Source organism: Nitrincola nitratireducens (genome assembly GCF_000585235.1).
Classification (GTDB): domain Bacteria; phylum Pseudomonadota; class Gammaproteobacteria; order Pseudomonadales; family Balneatricaceae; genus Nitrincola; species Nitrincola alkalisediminis.
In genome coordinates this window covers 1-16,447 of the sequence record NZ_AONB01000013.1, presented here as the reverse complement: position 1 = coordinate 16,447, position 16,447 = coordinate 1, and the positions used below count along the sequence as shown (strand labels likewise).

Here is a 16,447-nt window from a genome sequence, read left to right as displayed (position 1 = left end):
TGCAATTTCCTTAATTTAACTCTTGTGCAGCACGCACAGCAAAATAACTTAAAATACCATCGGCCCCAGCACGCTTGAACGCTAGCAGGGATTCCAGCATCACACTACGTTCATCTAGCCATCCTTGTTGAAAAGCCGCCATATGCATCGCATATTCGCCACTGACCTGATACACAAAGGTCGGTGCTTTCAGTTCGTCTTTCACTCGTCTTACGATATCAAGGTAAGGCATTCCCGGCTTAACCATCACCATGTCAGCTCCCTCCGCTAGGTCCAGTGCGACTTCATGCAATGCTTCATCACTGTTAGCCGGGTCCATCTGATAACTGTACTTATTCCCCTTGCCCAAATTTCCCGCAGAACCTACCGCATCTCTGAATGGGCCATAGTACGCACTCGCATACTTCGCTGAATACGCCATGATGCGAGTATTGACAAGCCCATGCTCCTCAAGCGCCGCACGAATATAACCAATGCGACCATCCATCATATCACTGGGTGCAACCACATCAGCTCCAGCCTGTGCATGGGACACAGCTTGAGCGACCAGTGTTTCGATGGTTCTGTCATTTAAAACATAGCCCGTATCATCGATGATTCCATCTTGGCCATGTGTCGTAAACGGATCAAGCGCCACATCCGTGATCACACCTAAATCAGGGCACGCATCTTTAATGGCTTTCACTGCACGTTGAGCCAAACCATCTGGATTGAATGACTCCTCCGCTAGCTCTGACTTAGCCGTCAAGGGAGTCACAGGAAACAGTGCAATCGCCGGAATCCCTAAGCTCACCAACTCTTGCGCTTTCTTTACAATTAGATCAATGCTCAAGCGCTCTACGCCTGGCATCGAATGAATACTCTCCCGCTCTCCGCTACCTTCAATCACAAAAGCGGGATAAATCAGATCATTCGGTGTCAACAGATTTTCTCGCATTAAACGTCTGGAAAAATCATCGGCTCGCATCCGACGCATACGCGTTTCTGGGTAGTAGCGCTGACTGTTGTTAAATCCCACGTTGGGCTCCTCATATTGACTATTGAAACTAGGCTGTATGACAGTATGATGACAAAAAGATGCCATCCACATCTTTTCCTAAAAACAGACTCTATAAGATAACTAGCTTAGCCTGTTCAAGAATGACTGGCACCTGTTTGATAAGGATAGTTTTTCACTTTTTTGAAGTTTTAAGACATTTTAGGAAAAACTCCTATATCCTAAAATTTTTCAGTAGGCATAATAGCTCTTGTGGATCTCCTGTTCATGGAATGAATTAAAGGATGGCAAGCACAGCGACCACGGATGCAGAAAGCAGAGCAGCGATGTTTGGGTTCGCAAGGATTAGGAAAGCCAATTTAAAAGAGGGGCATGTTAAGGATAGCATGCCCCTTTTGCTTTTAGGTTGCCATGCACTTTTATGTCCAGCACACAGCCGCTACGCCTTGTCCCAGCTTTGATTAACACCGCCTATTACAGAACGATGCCTGATGGTAATCACTGCTGATTCCATCAAAAGCTACGTTTGAACCAGTCAGATACAACCTGTGATAACTGCTTGGGATTGTCCCAAGGAATCATATGTCCCTCTCCTGGCACCTTGATGAGTTCAAATGGGTGACGCAGAGTTTTTACCACTTGCTCTGAGTATTCATAAGGCAGCACCTCATCATGCTCACCATGAATAATAGCGGACTTAAATGGATAGACTTTTTTAGCCACTCCACTTGCATGCGTAAACAAGCTTGCCAAGGTTCCGATGGGATAGTCAAACACTATTCTAGGATCATTATTGATTTCTCGACCGGCTGGATGCCCAGATAACAACTGATCGTAATCAATAAACGATTTTAAGGGCAAGCGCGCTGCGGGAAAAAACAAAGAAGTACCCCATGTCCACGCCCAGCCAAACTGATGCAATACGTCAGGCGCAATTTCAGTCACGAGTAAGGTGCCACACAAGACAGACTGAATACGCGTATCTTGCTCAGCTAAAGCGACTGCAAGCAACCCACCAATTGAGTAGCCATAAACACCAATCGGGCCTTGAAAGCGCTCTGACAAAGCATCCACGATCTGCACCAGATCCCGAACAACCTGATCAACTCGATAGTCACCGCGTGCACCTTTTGAATAACCATGGCCTCGCAAATCAATGCCAATGACGTTAAACCCAGTATCGGACAGGTTAGACAAACACTCAGCGTAGAGCTCAGAATAGGTGCCTATTCCTGGTAGAAACAAAATCACTGGTGCCGCTTCATCATACACATACAGCTCTGCGTGTATTTCATCATTGACAAAGCGAAGTACTTCTCGGCGTGCCAAGTAGGGCTCCAGACCCAGTTTTTGTCGGAGTTTTGCTCGCTGAACAGGGTCCTCATTAACGGTATCCGATGTCATCGACAACCAGTTAAATGCTATATTCACGTTTTAGACCTCTTCAGATTCATGATTAGTGCTGGCAAACCTTACAAAACACCGTGCTGCGCTGCCCCATACGGACCTCTACCAAGATATTCTTACAGACTTTACAAGGCAATCCCTTACGACCATAGACATACAACTCTTGTTGGAAATACCCAGGCTTACCATCCCCTCCCACAAAATCGCGCAGAGTTGTCCCGCCACGTTCCACTGCATACGTCAGTATCCGCTTAACCTCTTGGGTCAAACGCTCGATTTCCTGTATTGAGAGTAAACCTGCTGCTTTTTGCGGGTCAATGTTGGCGGCAAACAGAGCTTCATTGGCATAGATATTCCCCACACCTACAACAACCTGTGAATCCATCAAGAAGGTTTTGATGGCCTGAGTTCGTCCCTGACACTTCAAAAATAAAGACTGAGCATTAAATGCTTCGGTTAAGGGCTCTGGCCCTAAACGCGCCAGCAAAGGATGCATCTCATTTTTTGCTTGCCAAAGTATCGCACCAAAGCGCCGAGGATCAGTAAAACGCATCAAGCGCCCTGAACTCAAGCAAAAATCCGCATGATCATGTTTAGCGACGGGAGTACCTTGCTCAACAATCCGTAAACTGCCCGACATACCCAGATGAATTAGTATCACCCCTTGGCCAACATCAATGAGGAGGTACTTGCCGCGCCTAAAAACACCCTCAATTAATTGGTGCTCAATCAAATTTGCCAAGTTATCCGGCACAGGCCAACGCAGCTTAGGCTGACGAATCACGACCTTCTCAACCGAATGGTGAAGAATGTGTGGTTCTATTCCACGTCGGGTGGTTTCTACTTCTGGTAATTCAGGCATGATGACTGTCTTAACTAAGCGAGGTTTTAGGACTATATAAAAATACGGTGTGGAATCACAATACCGATCAACACAGATACGAACAAGAGTGTAACAGAAGTGGGCCAAGGGGCCTTAGCCTATCAAGGCATCAAACAAAAAATAAAGCCCGAACTCAGTATAACCAAGCCCGGGCTTTTCGAAGCGGATTAAGAATTACTTAATTTTAGCTTCTTTATAGATTACATGCTTACGCACAACAGGATCGTATTTTTTAAATTCGAACTTGTCTGGCGTGTTACGCTTGTTTTTGTCAGTAGTGTAGAAGTGTCCTGTTCCGGCTGAGGAAACCAGGCGGATCTTCTCACGAGCACCTTTTGCTGCCATCGTCTAGCTCCTTAAACCTTTTCGCCACGAGTACGCAATTCAGCCAACACTGAATCGATACCCTTTTTATCAATGATACGCATACCTTTAGACGATACACGTAGACGTACAAAGCGGTTTTCGCTCTCAACCCAAAAACGGTGCCAATGCAAGTTAGGCAAAAAACGACGACGCGTTTTACGGTTAGAGTGTGAAACATTGTTTCCGGTCATCGGGCTTTTACCCGTAACCATACAAACTCGAGACATTGTATTAATCCTGATACATACGTTAATTGACCCTATCCGATGTTTATTGAGAGCGACAAAATGACTCTCTCAGGCGGAGCGTCCACTGACCCGGACAAAATACCGTACCATTATGGGATAGAAGGGCGCATATTATACCGCTTTATCCTTTATTTACCAGTTAATTGATGATTTTTTCACCAACAGAATTAAATCCACCCTCGCTCGGCAAACGACACCACCTCACTATCACCGATAACCATATGATCTAAAACGCGAATATCAACGACTGCTAAGGCTTCGACAAGGCGATCGGTGATATGCCGATCCGCTTGAGAAGGTTCCGCAACCCCCGACGGATGATTATGACTGAGAATCACGGCTGCCGCATTGTACGCTAATGCGAGTTTTACCACTTCTCTCGGATACACGGATGCAGCGTTAATCGTTCCAAAAAACAGAGCCTCATAGCGAATGACTCTGTGGCGATTATCAAGCAGTAGGCATGCAAAGATTTCGCGAGGCTCATGCCTTAGCTTGGCCGAAAGGTAACGCCGAACCACCTGTGGGCTTTCAAGCGCCGAGTCTCTCATTAAAGTAGACTCTAAATGTCGTCTCGACATTTCCATAACCGCCTGCAGCTGGACATACTTTGCGGGCCCTAAACCTTGTGCCTGACAGAAGTCAGACTCACGGCTTTCCATCAAGGCACGCAGGCCACCGAAACGATGAAGCAGCTCTCGGGCAAGATCAACCGCTGATTTACCCGCAATTCCCGTTCGTAAAAAAATGGCCAATAACTCAGCGTCAGATAGGCTGCTAACGCCTTGCGATAAAAGTTTCTCTCTAGGCCTTTCTGCAACAGGCCAATGACGTATAGACATGATTAACTTCCCTGGTTTGGATTTATCAAGCTTCCCGCTTGAACGAGTCTACGCAAATGCAAAGTGAAATGTTATCTTATCAAACTTCTGGAACACATGGGAACTCGGATCGCTAAGCCATGCTAAGACTCACCAATCGACAGATATTACTCGGAATCACAGGGGGAATTGCGGCATACAAAAGCGCAGAGCTCACTCGGATGCTTAAAAAAGCAGGAGCTGATGTCAGGGTTGTCATGACACCTGCAGCCGCAGAGTTCATTACGCCTTTGACCTTGCAGGCCTTATCCGGGAACCCTGTTCACCTACAACTACTTGACCCTGAAGCAGAAGCGGGCATGGGCCACATCGAGCTGGCGCGTTGGGCTGATTTAATTTTGGTCGCCCCTGCAACAGCCGATTTTATGGCACGTGTTGCCGCAGGCATGGGAAATGATCTTCTCACCACCCTGTGCTTAGCCTCAGATGCACCTTTATGCTTAGCCCCCGCCATGAATCAAGCCATGTGGCGCGATCATCAAACTCAACTGAACGTTCAAGCCCTCCAAGCAAGAGGCATCCAGTTCTTTGGACCTGCATCTGGCGAACAAGCCTGCGGAGACACAGGATGGGACGAATGTTAGAGCCTGAGGCTCTGTTACAGGCAATCGCCAACCAATTTGATTACGATGTTCTTAATGGTCAACGTGTTGTTATTACCGCTGGCCCGACACGAGAAGCGATCGACCCCGTTCGATTCATCTCCAACCACAGCTCAGGCAAAATGGGATACGCCTTAGCCGAAGCGGCAGCGGATGCAGGTGCAGAGGTTACCTTAATCAGTGGCCCAGTTAATCTAAGCGCACCTGCACATGTAAAACGCATTATGGTGGAATCCGCGCAAGATATGTTAGACGCTGCCCTACATTCCGTTGAAAACTGTGATGTGTTTATCGGAGCGGCCGCCGTTGCAGACTATCGCCCAGAGAGCGTATCGACGAACAAACTCAAAAAGGGCAAAGAAGCGTCAATGGACATTAGACTCGTCAAAAATCCAGATATTATTGCCACCATTGCCGCCCTGCCCAACAAACCGTTTACCATAGGGTTTGCTGCTGAAACCAATGATGTCTTAAGTTACGCACGTGAAAAACGTCTTCGTAAACAGTTAGATATGATTATTGCGAACGACGTGTCCATTGCTGGCATCGGTTTTAATAGTGATGAGAACCAAGTCACGTTAATCACATCTACCGATGAAATATCCCTACCTCAAACATCAAAACGCCAATTAGCACGTCAATTAATCGAACAGATTGCCCCACACTTACCTACAACACGATGATGACTCCAATGAAAAAGCTTCAAGTAAAATTGCTCGACCCCAGAATCGGCACCGACTTTCCTTTACCCAGTTATGCGACGGCGGGCTCCGCAGGTTTAGATTTAAGAGCCTGCTTGAATCAAGCCCTCACACTCGAGCCTGGGCAAACCGAATTGATTCCAACAGGTCTTGCCATCCATATTGAAGATCCAAACCTCTGCGCCATGGTCTTGCCTCGCTCTGGACTCGGACATAAGCATGGCATCGTATTAGGCAATCTAGTTGGCCTTATCGATTCAGATTATCAAGGGCAGCTCTTTGTATCCTGCTGGAACAGAGGTCAAACAACGTTTGTTATCGCGCCTGGCGAGCGTATTGCGCAACTGGTCTTAGTTCCGGTGGTGCAAGCGGAGTTTGAGGTGGTGAGTGAGTTTTCGGACTCAGACCGAGGCGACGGTGGTTTTGGCTCTTCTGGCCGTCACTAAAGGTTCAGCATGGAACAGGCAAACTATCCTAAACCCACGTTAAACTCGCATATTTTTCGAGCCTATGATATTCGAGGGGTTGTGCCTGACGACTTATCAGATGAGGTTGTCTGGCACCTAGGGCGGGCCTTTGCACAGCAAGTCAAAGGCCTCAATAAACAACAAGTTATTGTCGCGGCAGATGGACGCCTATCCGGCCCTCACCTAAAAGACATTTTTATTGACGGACTGCTCGCATCCGGCTGCGATGTCATTGATGTAGGATTTGTGCCCACGCCTGTTCTCTATTTTGCAACCGAGCACTCACCGGATCAATGCGGTGTAATGATTACTGGCAGTCATAATCCAGCTCAGTACAATGGCTTCAAAATGGTATTGGACGGCCGCAGCTTAAGTGAAGATGACATTCAGCAACTCCGCCAATTGATCGAACGACAATCCTATCCAGAAGGACAAGGTAACTTCCAGGTAGCCGATGCTTGTCCAGACTATCTGTCGAGGATTGTCTCGGATATCAAGCTACAGCGCCCTTTAAAAGTCGTCATTGACTCCGGCAATGGTATTGCAGGGCGGATTGCACCCACCCTGTTCGAGCAATTAGGCTGCTGCGTCATCCCCTTGTATTGTGAGGTTGACGGTCATTTCCCCAATCACCATCCGGACCCCAGCAAAGCCAAAAACCTTATCGATCTGATTCATTGGGTTAAGGTGCATCAAGCAGACCTTGGCATTGCCTTTGATGGCGATGCCGACCGAATGTTTATTGTCTCGAATGCGGGACAAATTCTCTATCCAGATCGAATTATGCGTTTTTTTGCCACTGATCTTTTACAGCGTCATCCTAACGCCGAAATTCTGTACGATGTTAAATGCTCACGACGTCTGCCTGCACTCATTCAGGCACAAGGCGGAACAGCAACGCTTTGGAAAACCGGGCACTCGCTCATGAAACGAAAACTAAAAGAAACAGGAGCCTTGCTTGCAGGTGAAATGAGCGGTCATTTTTTCTTCAAAGAGCGGTGGTATGGTTTCGATGATGGTTTATACAGTGCCGCTCGCTTCATTGAGCTACTGGCCGCACAGCCTCTCACCTGTGAGGAGTGTTTCATGCATTTTCCGGAAGACATTAGTACACCAGAGCTGACAATCGCCGTATCGGACGCGTCTAAGTTCGATCTTATTGAACAGCTCGCGATGATGCCTTTTGAAAGAGGACAGGTTTCTCGAATTGATGGACTACGCGTCGATTTTGACGAAGGGTGGGGGCTCGTCAGAGCCTCAAACACCACGCCAACCCTTGTCCTGCGCTTTGAGGCCTCTTCATTTGAAGCGTTAAAAAAAATTCGCGATGACTTCCAAATTCGATTGCATCAAATTGATAAATGCCTGACGATTCCTCAAGAATAATTTTTCGTATTAAGGACTAAGACTATGCCTTTAACTCGCCAGCAAGCCATTGCCACCTCTCAAATACTGAGCGAAGCAATGCCTTACATTCAACGCTTTGTCGGGAAGACGTTGGTCATCAAATACGGTGGCAACGCAATGACCGATGAAAAACTCAAAGCCAGCTTTGCTCGCGATATCGTCATGATGAAGCTGATCGGCATCAACCCAATTGTTGTGCATGGCGGCGGTCCACAAATTGGTAATCTTCTCGATCAACTTAAGATTGAGTCGCACTTCATCAATGGTATGCGCGTAACCGATACAAAAACCATGGACGTCGTCGAAATGGTACTCGGTGGCATGGTTAATAAAGAAATTGTTGGCCTCATCAACAGTGCAGGTGGAAAAGCCATCGGTCTGACCGGTAAAGACGGTGAGCTCTTGAGAGCACGAAAGCTAGTCGTTAAGCATAAGACACCCGAGATGGAAGCCCCCGAAATTATTGATATTGGCCATGTAGGTGAGGTGGAAAAAGTCAACGTAAAGGTACTCGACATGCTCGTGAACTCTGACTTTATCCCAGTCATTGCGCCGATTGGTGTCGGTGAAGATGGGCATGCGTACAATATCAATGCAGACTTGGTAGCAGGCAAGGTTGCAGAGGTTTTGCGGGCAGAAAAATTGATTCTATTAACCAATATTGCGGGCTTATTGGATAAAGAAGGCAAAGTGCTCACGGGATTATCCACCGCACAAGTCGACGCCTTAATTGAAGATGGCACCATTTATGGCGGCATGTTACCGAAAATTGATTGTGCCCTTAGCGCTGTAAAATGTGGCGTTAACTCCGCCCATATTATAGATGGGCGTGTTGAGCATGCCTGCATGCTTGAAATCTTCACCAATGAAGGTGTTGGTACGCTCATTACCAACAAGACTCTTTAATTTTTGGTCACTAACGTAGGCCTTAAGGCAGGAAAATGGCTGACAGAGAACAGAATAAACACTCACGGCGAGAGCAAATACTTCAAGCACTTGCCCAAATGTTAGAAGTTAACCCAGGTCAGCGAATTACCACTGCGGCCTTAGCTCGGGAGGTTGGCGTTTCAGAAGCAGCGCTGTATCGCCACTTCCCAAGCAAAGCTCGCATGTTTGAGGGCTTAATTGGCTTTATTGAGGAAACCCTTTTTTCAAGGATTAGACTCATTACCCAATCAAGTGCAACACGCGTGCGCCAGTGTGAGCAAATTCTCACACTTCTACTCGCATTTGTTGAGAAAAACCCAGGAATGGCCAGAATTTTAGGCGGAGATGCCCTTTCGGGGGAAACCGAACGTTTGCGCGTTCAGGTGAATCAACTCTTCGAGCGGATGGAAACACAGCTTAAACAGCTTATGCGAGAAGCGGAACTGACTGATGGTATTCGAACACTTATTCCACCAACAGCCTGCGCCAATCTTTTAATGAGTGTTGCTGAAGGTCGAATTCGGCAGTTTGTTCGCAGTGAGTTTAAGCGCAGACCCACAGAGCATTGGCCCGAACAATGGCCTAAGCTTGCCGAAAGCCTATTCAAGCGTCAAGCAACCGCACCGGTAACACTTTAATGAGTGACGGTACTGGATAGAGCCTGCGCAGGCTCTGCCTCGGTTTGCAGAGATACATCGGATGACCACTCTTGCAAAGCCTTTATATCACTCTGCTGCTGTAAAAAAGCCGATGCGGCAACCAATTGAATACCTAGCTCATCTAAACGTGGTAAGGCCGTCGCCAAATAGTCAATCGTTACCGGATAGGGGTGTCCAATGATGATCGCATGTCCCTTCTCCTGCGCCAGCTCTATCGCCTTCGAGAACTGTTGATCAACAAACTCATAGGTGATTTCATGGTCCAGAAAAATATCACGCGTTAAAGACGGTATACCTTGTTTCTGCGCCATTCTGAATGCAACACTGTTCGGTGTTGTCCGACTGTCTAAGAAAAACAGGTCACGCTCAGCCGCAACCTCCATCACCCAACGCATTGACTGCTCATTTTGGGTGAGAAGGCTGCCCATGTGGTTATTCAATCCCAATACCAATGGCAGAGAGTCCAAGCTTTTTTTAAGTTCATTTTTTAGCTCTGACTCACTCTGATGTGGATATAACCCACCCTTACCAATCGGAATGCCCGCTATATTCGCCATTGGTGCGTGTAGAATAACGTCCTTCCCTGTTGCTTCGGCAAGTTGGGATAAGACCGTTGCATGCGGTGTGTATGGCAAAAACGCAAAGGTAAGCGGGCCAGGCAGCTCAATAGCGGCTCGACCGTACTCTAAGCTTTGACCAATATCATCGATCACTATCACGATTCTAGGGGGCACCTCAACAGGACTCGGCGCTGAACTCCCCCATGAACACCAAAAACACAAAAAGAGCGAGGTCAAACGTTTTGACAAATTACGCACGTATCAGCCCTAGTCGCCTTCATAATGCTCAAGCCTTTTAATAAATTAAGCGCCTCATATAGCTGGAAATCACGCTCTTCCGAGTCTCTTGTCACAGATGATTCGCGCTGGCCAGTTGAGCTCCCTTCTAAATGACCGCTTAAATCACGCTCACGCAACACAGGGGCGGTTTCAATAGCGGTGATTCGGGCTTCCTCAACTTGAATATCCGGGCGAATCCCCTCGGCTTGAATGGATCGTCCCTCGGGTGTGAAGTAACGAGCTGTCGTCAACTTCACGGCACGATCCGACCCTACGGGTAGAATGGTTTGAACAGAGCCTTTACCAAAACTATCGGTTCCCATGATCACGGCTCGACCATGATCTTGAAGCGCACCAGCCACAATTTCAGACGCCGACGCCGAACCTGAGTTAATTAACACCACGACTGGCACATCCGGCAAGAGTGTCGATTCACTTGCATTAAAGCGCATTTCTGAGTTTGGCAATCGCCCTTCGGTGTAGACAATAAGGCCATCCGATAAGAACGCATCACTGACTTGTATGGCGGCCTGTAGAACGCCACCTGGGTTATTACGCAAATCCAACACCAACCCTTTCAGCTCACTCAAGGCTTGCAATGCTTCCACGGAGTTTCGCAATTGATTTGCTGTATTACTCTGGAACTGACTGATCCGAATATACCCATAATGCGTTTCAAGCAAGCGATGACGAACACTGGTCACACTGATGTTCTCTCTAACCAGTCTGACCTCAAAGGGTTTTTCCACCCCGTCTCTCACCAACGTCAGAACAACAGCCGTACCCACTTTTCCACGCATTTTATCAACGGCATCATTCAGACTGATCCCTTGAATCGCTTCATCGTCGATTTTCGTAATTAAATCACCTGCTCGAATACCGGCTCGTTGTGCTGGGGTATCATCGATGGGCGCAACCACGCGAATAAAGCCATCCTGCAACCCAACCTCAATCCCTAAACCACCAAACTGGCCACTGGTTTGAACTTGCATACTTTGAAAGGCTTTAGGGTCCATATACGCTGAATGAGGATCAAGTCCCGTCAACATCCCTCGTATTGCATCTTCAAGAAGCTTTTGATCCGACACAGGCTCTACATACGCCGACTTGATCCGATCAAACACTTCGGCAAACAATCGAATTTCATCAATGGGTAAACCATCTTCTGTTTCAGCCAACGCCCAAGCAGGCATAACTAAACACGCAGACAGTAAGATCGATATAATCGGCTTCTTGATATTAGGGTAACGGTTCATAATCATCCAATCCTAACAAAATTCGGAACATTAAAATTTAAGGCTTAGTTAACCAAACAGAAGGGTCAACGGGACGTCCGTTATGACGTATAGCAAAGTACAGGCCGACCTCTTCATGCCCTCCGCTGTTTCCAGCCGTCGCAACAACTTGACCTGCACTCACCCAATCGCCAGGTTCTTTCAGCAGAGTCTGATTATGACCATATAAACTCATATAGCCCGAACCATGATCCAAAATCAAGACTAAGCCATAGCCTCTGAGCCAATCCGAAAACACCACTCGACCATGATGAACGGCTTTAACATCAGCCCCCTGTGAAGCACGCACCAAAAGCCCCTCAAATGCCACCCCACTGTGCTGGGCACCAAAACGTCGAGAAACAGCGCCTTGAATCGGCCAAGGCAACTTGCCTCTTAACGACGCAAACGTTTGGTTGTCACGTGTTAAATTTGATAACTCAAGTGAACGCTGAATCTGTGCAAGTACTTGCTGTAACTGCTCTTGATCCTGTTGTTTTTGTGCCAGCTGTCGTTGCTCTCGCTGCTGCTGCTCTGCCAGCTCTTTAATCTGCTTCTCACGTTCAGCTCTAGCCGCTGAAAGACGTGACTGCTCTGCTTGTAAGCGCTCTCTTCGCTCCAGAATACTTGCCTCGGTTGCTCCAATACTTTGTCGAGTATCCGTTAAACGGTTGAGCTGGTCCTGATACACTCGCAGTTGCTCACTTAACTCCCGATTCACCCGATCAAAATACTTAAGCATTCTCTCTAACTGATCGGGATTCTGCTGTTGCAATAACAACTGAAACTTTGGCTGACGCCCCTGTCGATACTGCTCTCGCAACAGTGTTTGTATAAGCTCCCTTCGCTCTGTCAGCTGACGCTCTAAGCTTTGACGCTGTGACTGAAGCCCTGCCATATTTTGGTTTAACTCAGCCAGTTCTTGATCTGTTTTACGTATATCAGCCGCTACCCGACCTATTTCGCGTTCAGCATTTGCAAGCGCTTGCTGCTCACTTCTTTGGCGAGTGCTTCTTTGTGAAATACTGGACTGGAGCTGATGTATTTCGCGCTTTAAACGCTCAATCTGTGCTGCCGTAGCTTGTGGGTCTTGTGCCATTGACAAAGGGCTGCACAACAGCAGCCCTAAGCAAGTCCATAGATAGAGTTTGTTTTTCACAACCCAAATATCAATCAGTGAAAGGTTACTAAAGAACGACCTGTCATTTCGGCAGGTGGCTCAATATCCATTAGGTTCAATAACGTAGGGGCTAAATCACAAAGCGCACCATCACTCAACGACACCTGTTGAGCTCTCGGGCCATCGTATATTAACGCAACAGGCCAGAGTGTATGAGATGTATGCGCTTGACCACTTTCAGGGTCCTGCATCATTTCGACATTACCATGATCTGCAGTAATCAATGTTTCACCATCGACTTGTCGCATTGCGTCAATAACGCGTTTGATGCATAGATCGATCGCTTCAACGGCTTTTACCGCAGCATCAAACTTGCCGGTATGTCCGACCATATCACCATTGGCAAAGTTACAAACAATTAAGTCGTACTTACGGGCAAGTATCGCTTCAACTAAACGATCTGTGACCTCAAATGCGCTCATTTCTGGCTGTAAATCATATGTCGCCACCTGCGGTGAAGGGATTAAAATTCGGTCCTCTCCCGGATAAACTGCCTCTTGACCACCGTTAAAGAAAAAGGTGACATGCGCATACTTTTCAGTTTCAGAAATACGCAGCTGCGTTTTACCACGCTTAGATAAGAATTCACCTAAATCGTTTGAGAGCGCTGTCGGAGGGAATGCACAACTCGCGTCAATGCTAGCCGCATATTCCGTCAGCATCACGTAATCACTCAGTGCTGGCGCAGACGAACGCACAAAACCATCAAAGTCTTTTTCAACAAATGCTCGTGTAATCTCTCGCGATCTATCTGGACGGAAATTAGCGCAAATCACGACATCACCATCTTGAATAAGGCCTTTAGGATGGCCGGCCATATCGGTGATCACTGTCGCCTGTACAAACTCATCATTTTCATCGCGAGCATAGGCTTCAGCCAGGGCTTGTTGTGGGGATTGCGCAAAATACGGTGCCGTCCCTACTGTCATTGCATCGTAGGCTTGTTGAACACGATCCCAACGGTTATCACGATCCATCGCATAATAACGTCCAACAACCGTCGCAACAGCACCCGTTCCCAAACGGGCAAAGGTTGCCTCAGCGGCAGCAATCGAAGGCTCTGCTGAACGCGGGGGCATATCACGACCATCAAGTATTGCGTGTAGAAATACGTTTTTCACGCCTTTTTTTACAGCCAATTCAATCAGAGCAAACATATGTTCTTCATGGCTATGGACACCGCCTGGCGACAGGAGACCTGTAATATGTACGGCTGAATCCTTTTCTAGCGCACGTTCAATTGCGCTCACCAACACTTCATTCTGCTCAAACTCGCCATCAGCAATTGCTTTCGAGATACGAGTGAAGTTTTGATATACAACACGACCGGCTCCAATATTCATATGACCAACCTCTGAGTTGCCCATTTGCCCTTCAGGCAATCCAACGGCAAGTCCCGATGTTGATATACGAGAGTTTGGATTTGATGCTAACAGCGCATCCCAAGTGGGTGTATTTGCGGCTTCAATTGCTGAAGAAGGAGTTGATTCAATCCCGAACCCATCGAGAATGATCAGTGCTTTGGTTGCTCTTGTTTCACTCATTGTCTGTCATCTGTATTGGAGGGTTAATAATATCCGCCATTTTACTGACAAAATACAATTATAGCTAACGCTGAACGAGTATAAGTCTTATCCGAGCGCCTCCTACATTGTATACTTGCTCACTTAAGAATTTATAAATGCGCTGAACGGAACCCATGATGGAACAACTCTTTGAATTTATATCAAACCACTATTTTCTTGTCCTAGCTTGGCTAATTACACTGGCTGTTTTACTTTGGACTGAAAAAAACAAATCGGGTCGATCAGTGACTCCAGCTGAAGCAACACGGATGATCAATAAAGAGTCCGCTATTGTTGTTGATATTCGTCCAAAGAAAGAGTGGGATACAGGCCACATTGCGGGTTCTAAAAACATCCCCTTTGCTGACATGGAACGACGTCTTTCAGAACTGGACTCCGCTAAAGAAAGCCCGATTATTGTCGTCTGCAATCTAGGCCAAGCCGCTGGCAGTGCCGGTAAAAAGCTAAAGAGTGCCGGATTTACAAATATTTCAAGGATGAGTGGCGGTATCACAGAATGGAAAGCTCAACACTTACCTATCGTGAAGAAATAATCCATGGCTAACGTAACGATCTATACAACCCGTATTTGTCCATTTTGTGTCAGAGCCAAGTATCTTTTGAAGCAAAAAAATGTTGAGTTTACCGAAATTGATGTCGGGTCATCACCTGAGCTCAAACGCGAAATGATTGCACGCAGTGGCCGTCAAACCGTACCGCAAATATTCATTGATGATTTGCATGTGGGCGGATGTGACGACTTGTATGAGTTAGATCTAGATAATAAACTCGACCCACTTCTAAAATAAAACCGACCCATTACTGAACAGGATTTTTCGAATGTCAGAAAATGCAGCAAAACCTCAATTTGCCCTCCAACGTGTGTTTCTCAAGGATGTCTCTCTTGAAACACCTGCTGGCCCACAGGTTTTCACAAAAACGTGGCAACCCGATGTCAAATTGGATTTGAACACTAGAACCAATGCACTTGATGAAACGCATTACGAAGTCGTGTTAACACTGACTGTAACCATTTCTAATGATGGCAAAACGGCACTGTTAGTTGAATTACAACAAGCTGGCATTTTCTTAATCAGCGGGCTGGGCGAAGCAGAGTTGGGGCACACTCTTGGTGCTTTCTGTCCAAATATTCTGTTTCCTTATGCCAGAGAAGCGGTTGACAGCATGATGACGCGTGCTAGTTTCCCGCCATTGATGCTCGCACCTGTAAACTTCGATGCTCTGTATGCACAGCAATTGCAACAGAAAGCCGCTCAGCAAGAAGCTGCACCGGAAACACACTAAAAGAAAATATGCCGGCTCGCTTATCGCTTGCTGGCATCCTCCTTCACGTTCAAATTTCGTCCCTTAGATGCATAGTAACGTTGATTAAACGTCTCAAAGTTCTGCAACAACGTATTTCCTGCCTCAGCATCCCCTATCTGAAACAGTAAGGCAGCTGCAACTTCTGCAGTGCAAACATGATTCTCTTCCCCTGAAGAACGCAACGAATAGCGACTATCAAACGCTATCGTCGGCTCAATGACTGGCAGTGTATCTAAGTAGCGACTGTGTCTGAAGATACGTCGTGCTTGTCTCCACGTTCCATCTGGAATAATAAAGAGTGGGCGGTTTGGAAGCTCAGATAGATCCTTTATCATTCTGTCTGCGTAATCCGGAGCCTCAGGAAAGACGATACAAGGAGAGACCTCAGGATCTGCAAGCGCTGAGATCAGATCTTCAGTCGGCTCTAAGCGAGACCAACGAGAGCATTGTGTCGATGAAAAGGTTCTCTGAATCAAACGCCCAGTGTTGGTTGGCTTGTAAAATTCATCATGATGCATCAATAGCCAGAAATCACAGCTAGCCTGGCTTGTAAGCGTATCTGAGCACATACAGGCAACAGCCGGCAACTTGCAGTCATCACAACGAATAACGTTTGAACCTCGGGCTACAAAGGGTTTACGCGGATATTGAGAGTGCATGTTATGTTCGCGATAAGTGTCTTAAAATAACAAAGGATGAAAGGCCTACATACACAAAA

At 47.0% G+C, this 16,447-nt stretch carries 18 protein-coding genes and 1 pseudogene; 8 read left to right on the top strand and 11 right to left on the bottom strand.

All coding sequences use genetic code 11. The features are described 5' to 3' along the window. Positions 1–10: 10 nt before the first annotated feature. From hemB to radC, 6 genes are all read right to left on the bottom strand, one after another. A complete protein-coding gene (hemB, locus tag D791_RS11485; RefSeq protein ID WP_036511921.1) occupies positions 11–1,018 on the bottom strand; it encodes a porphobilinogen synthase in 1,008 nt (335 codons plus the stop codon). A gap of 492 nt (positions 1,019–1,510) precedes the next feature. Further along, a complete protein-coding gene (locus D791_RS11480) occupies positions 1,511–2,428 on the bottom strand; it encodes an alpha/beta hydrolase (protein ID WP_237748621.1) in 918 nt (305 codons plus the stop codon). 25 nt (positions 2,429–2,453) lie between these two features. Then, positions 2,454–3,266 carry a bifunctional DNA-formamidopyrimidine glycosylase/DNA-(apurinic or apyrimidinic site) lyase gene (mutM, locus tag D791_RS11475; RefSeq protein WP_036511777.1) on the bottom strand — a complete coding sequence of 271 codons (813 nt, stop codon included), beginning with the start codon at positions 3,264–3,266 and terminating at the stop codon, positions 2,454–2,456. A 195-nt stretch (positions 3,267–3,461) separates the two neighbouring features. Then, a complete protein-coding gene (rpmG, locus tag D791_RS11470; protein ID WP_036511775.1) occupies positions 3,462–3,632 on the bottom strand; it encodes a 50S ribosomal protein L33 in 171 nt (56 codons plus the stop codon). An 11-nt stretch (positions 3,633–3,643) separates the two neighbouring features. Continuing rightward, positions 3,644–3,880: a 50S ribosomal protein L28 gene (gene rpmB, locus D791_RS11465; protein ID WP_036511773.1), complete on the bottom strand. Its 237-nt coding sequence runs from the start codon at positions 3,878–3,880 to the stop codon at positions 3,644–3,646. Positions 3,881–4,068: 188 nt separating this feature from the next. Continuing rightward, positions 4,069–4,743, bottom strand: coding sequence for a RadC family protein (gene radC, locus D791_RS11460; RefSeq protein ID WP_036511771.1), 675 nt, complete (start codon positions 4,741–4,743; stop codon positions 4,069–4,071). A gap of 119 nt (positions 4,744–4,862) precedes the next feature. Here radC and coaBC point away from each other — a divergent pair. From coaBC to slmA, 5 genes and pseudogenes are all read left to right on the top strand, one after another. Further along, positions 4,863–6,067: pseudogene (gene coaBC, locus D791_RS11455) on the top strand (bifunctional phosphopantothenoylcysteine decarboxylase/phosphopantothenate--cysteine ligase CoaBC). Between the two features lie 8 nt (positions 6,068–6,075). Beyond that, complete coding sequence (gene dut, locus D791_RS11450) at positions 6,076–6,531, top strand: dUTP diphosphatase (RefSeq protein WP_036511769.1); 456 nt, start codon at positions 6,076–6,078, stop codon at positions 6,529–6,531. A 9-nt stretch (positions 6,532–6,540) separates the two neighbouring features. Then, positions 6,541–7,938 (top strand): phosphomannomutase/phosphoglucomutase, encoded by a 1,398-nt coding sequence (locus tag D791_RS11445; protein ID WP_036511768.1) that lies wholly within the window; start codon positions 6,541–6,543, stop codon positions 7,936–7,938. A gap of 24 nt (positions 7,939–7,962) precedes the next feature. Beyond that, positions 7,963–8,865, top strand: coding sequence for an acetylglutamate kinase (gene argB, locus D791_RS11440; protein ID WP_036511767.1), 903 nt, complete (start codon positions 7,963–7,965; stop codon positions 8,863–8,865). A 35-nt stretch (positions 8,866–8,900) separates the two neighbouring features. Next, positions 8,901–9,524: a nucleoid occlusion factor SlmA gene (gene slmA, locus D791_RS11435; protein WP_036511766.1), complete on the top strand. Its 624-nt coding sequence runs from the start codon at positions 8,901–8,903 to the stop codon at positions 9,522–9,524. On the opposite strand, the gene D791_RS11430 is transcribed toward slmA, so the two are convergent. The 4 genes from D791_RS11430 to gpmI all read right to left on the bottom strand — a co-directional run bounded on the left by D791_RS11430 (position 9,521) and on the right by gpmI (position 14,382). Beyond that, complete coding sequence (locus D791_RS11430) at positions 9,521–10,264, bottom strand: divergent polysaccharide deacetylase family protein (protein WP_051514463.1); 744 nt, start codon at positions 10,262–10,264, stop codon at positions 9,521–9,523. The two genes, slmA and D791_RS11430, sit on opposite strands and share 4 nt — an antisense overlap. A 74-nt stretch (positions 10,265–10,338) precedes the next feature. Continuing rightward, positions 10,339–11,640, bottom strand: a complete 1,302-nt coding sequence (locus tag D791_RS11425; protein WP_237748620.1) for a S41 family peptidase — start codon at positions 11,638–11,640, stop codon at positions 10,339–10,341. A 37-nt stretch (positions 11,641–11,677) separates the two neighbouring features. Then, positions 11,678–12,817 carry a murein hydrolase activator EnvC family protein gene (locus tag D791_RS11420; protein ID WP_036511764.1) on the bottom strand — a complete coding sequence of 380 codons (1,140 nt, stop codon included), beginning with the start codon at positions 12,815–12,817 and terminating at the stop codon, positions 11,678–11,680. 14 nt (positions 12,818–12,831) lie between these two features. Further along, positions 12,832–14,382, bottom strand: coding sequence for a 2,3-bisphosphoglycerate-independent phosphoglycerate mutase (gene gpmI, locus D791_RS11415; protein ID WP_036511762.1), 1,551 nt, complete (start codon positions 14,380–14,382; stop codon positions 12,832–12,834). A gap of 158 nt (positions 14,383–14,540) precedes the next feature. On the opposite strand from gpmI, the gene D791_RS11410 reads away from it, so the two are divergent. The 3 genes from D791_RS11410 to secB are packed head-to-tail and all read left to right on the top strand — an operon-like array spanning position 14,541 to position 15,708. Then, positions 14,541–14,957: a rhodanese-like domain-containing protein gene (locus D791_RS11410; RefSeq protein ID WP_051514460.1), complete on the top strand. Its 417-nt coding sequence runs from the start codon at positions 14,541–14,543 to the stop codon at positions 14,955–14,957. Positions 14,958–14,960: 3 nt separating this feature from the next. Next, positions 14,961–15,212, top strand: coding sequence for a glutaredoxin 3 (grxC, locus tag D791_RS11405; RefSeq protein ID WP_036511758.1), 252 nt, complete (start codon positions 14,961–14,963; stop codon positions 15,210–15,212). 31 nt (positions 15,213–15,243) lie between these two features. After that, a complete protein-coding gene (gene secB / locus D791_RS11400; protein WP_036511756.1) occupies positions 15,244–15,708 on the top strand; it encodes a protein-export chaperone SecB in 465 nt (154 codons plus the stop codon). Positions 15,709–15,728: 20 nt separating this feature from the next. Here the strand turns inward: secB and D791_RS11395 are convergent, their stop codons facing one another. Next, positions 15,729–16,388: a tRNA-uridine aminocarboxypropyltransferase gene (locus tag D791_RS11395; RefSeq protein WP_051514459.1), complete on the bottom strand. Its 660-nt coding sequence runs from the start codon at positions 16,386–16,388 to the stop codon at positions 15,729–15,731. Positions 16,389–16,447: the final 59 nt, after the last annotated feature.

What these genes read in the sequence shown, in the direction of transcription:
- slmA (WP_036511766.1), top strand. Translation starts at nt 8,901, where the DNA reads ATGGCTGACAGAGAACAGAATAAACACTCACGGCGAGAGCAAATACTT.
- grxC (WP_036511758.1), top strand. Translation starts at nt 14,961, where the DNA reads ATGGCTAACGTAACGATCTATACAACCCGTATTTGTCCATTTTGTGTC.
- mutM (WP_036511777.1), bottom strand. Translation starts at nt 3,266, where the DNA reads ATGCCTGAATTACCAGAAGTAGAAACCACCCGACGTGGAATAGAACCA.
- secB (WP_036511756.1), top strand. Translation starts at nt 15,244, where the DNA reads ATGTCAGAAAATGCAGCAAAACCTCAATTTGCCCTCCAACGTGTGTTT.
- gpmI (WP_036511762.1), bottom strand. Translation starts at nt 14,382, where the DNA reads ATGAGTGAAACAAGAGCAACCAAAGCACTGATCATTCTCGATGGGTTC.
- rpmG (WP_036511775.1), bottom strand. Translation starts at nt 3,632, where the DNA reads ATGGCAGCAAAAGGTGCTCGTGAGAAGATCCGCCTGGTTTCCTCAGCC.
- D791_RS11445 (WP_036511768.1), top strand. Translation starts at nt 6,541, where the DNA reads ATGGAACAGGCAAACTATCCTAAACCCACGTTAAACTCGCATATTTTT.
- D791_RS11395 (WP_051514459.1), bottom strand. Translation starts at nt 16,388, where the DNA reads ATGCACTCTCAATATCCGCGTAAACCCTTTGTAGCCCGAGGTTCAAAC.
- argB (WP_036511767.1), top strand. Translation starts at nt 7,963, where the DNA reads ATGCCTTTAACTCGCCAGCAAGCCATTGCCACCTCTCAAATACTGAGC.
- dut (WP_036511769.1), top strand. Translation starts at nt 6,076, where the DNA reads ATGAAAAAGCTTCAAGTAAAATTGCTCGACCCCAGAATCGGCACCGAC.
- D791_RS11410 (WP_051514460.1), top strand. Translation starts at nt 14,541, where the DNA reads ATGGAACAACTCTTTGAATTTATATCAAACCACTATTTTCTTGTCCTA.
- radC (WP_036511771.1), bottom strand. Translation starts at nt 4,743, where the DNA reads ATGTCTATACGTCATTGGCCTGTTGCAGAAAGGCCTAGAGAGAAACTT.
- D791_RS11425 (WP_237748620.1), bottom strand. Translation starts at nt 11,640, where the DNA reads ATGAACCGTTACCCTAATATCAAGAAGCCGATTATATCGATCTTACTG.
- rpmB (WP_036511773.1), bottom strand. Translation starts at nt 3,880, where the DNA reads ATGTCTCGAGTTTGTATGGTTACGGGTAAAAGCCCGATGACCGGAAAC.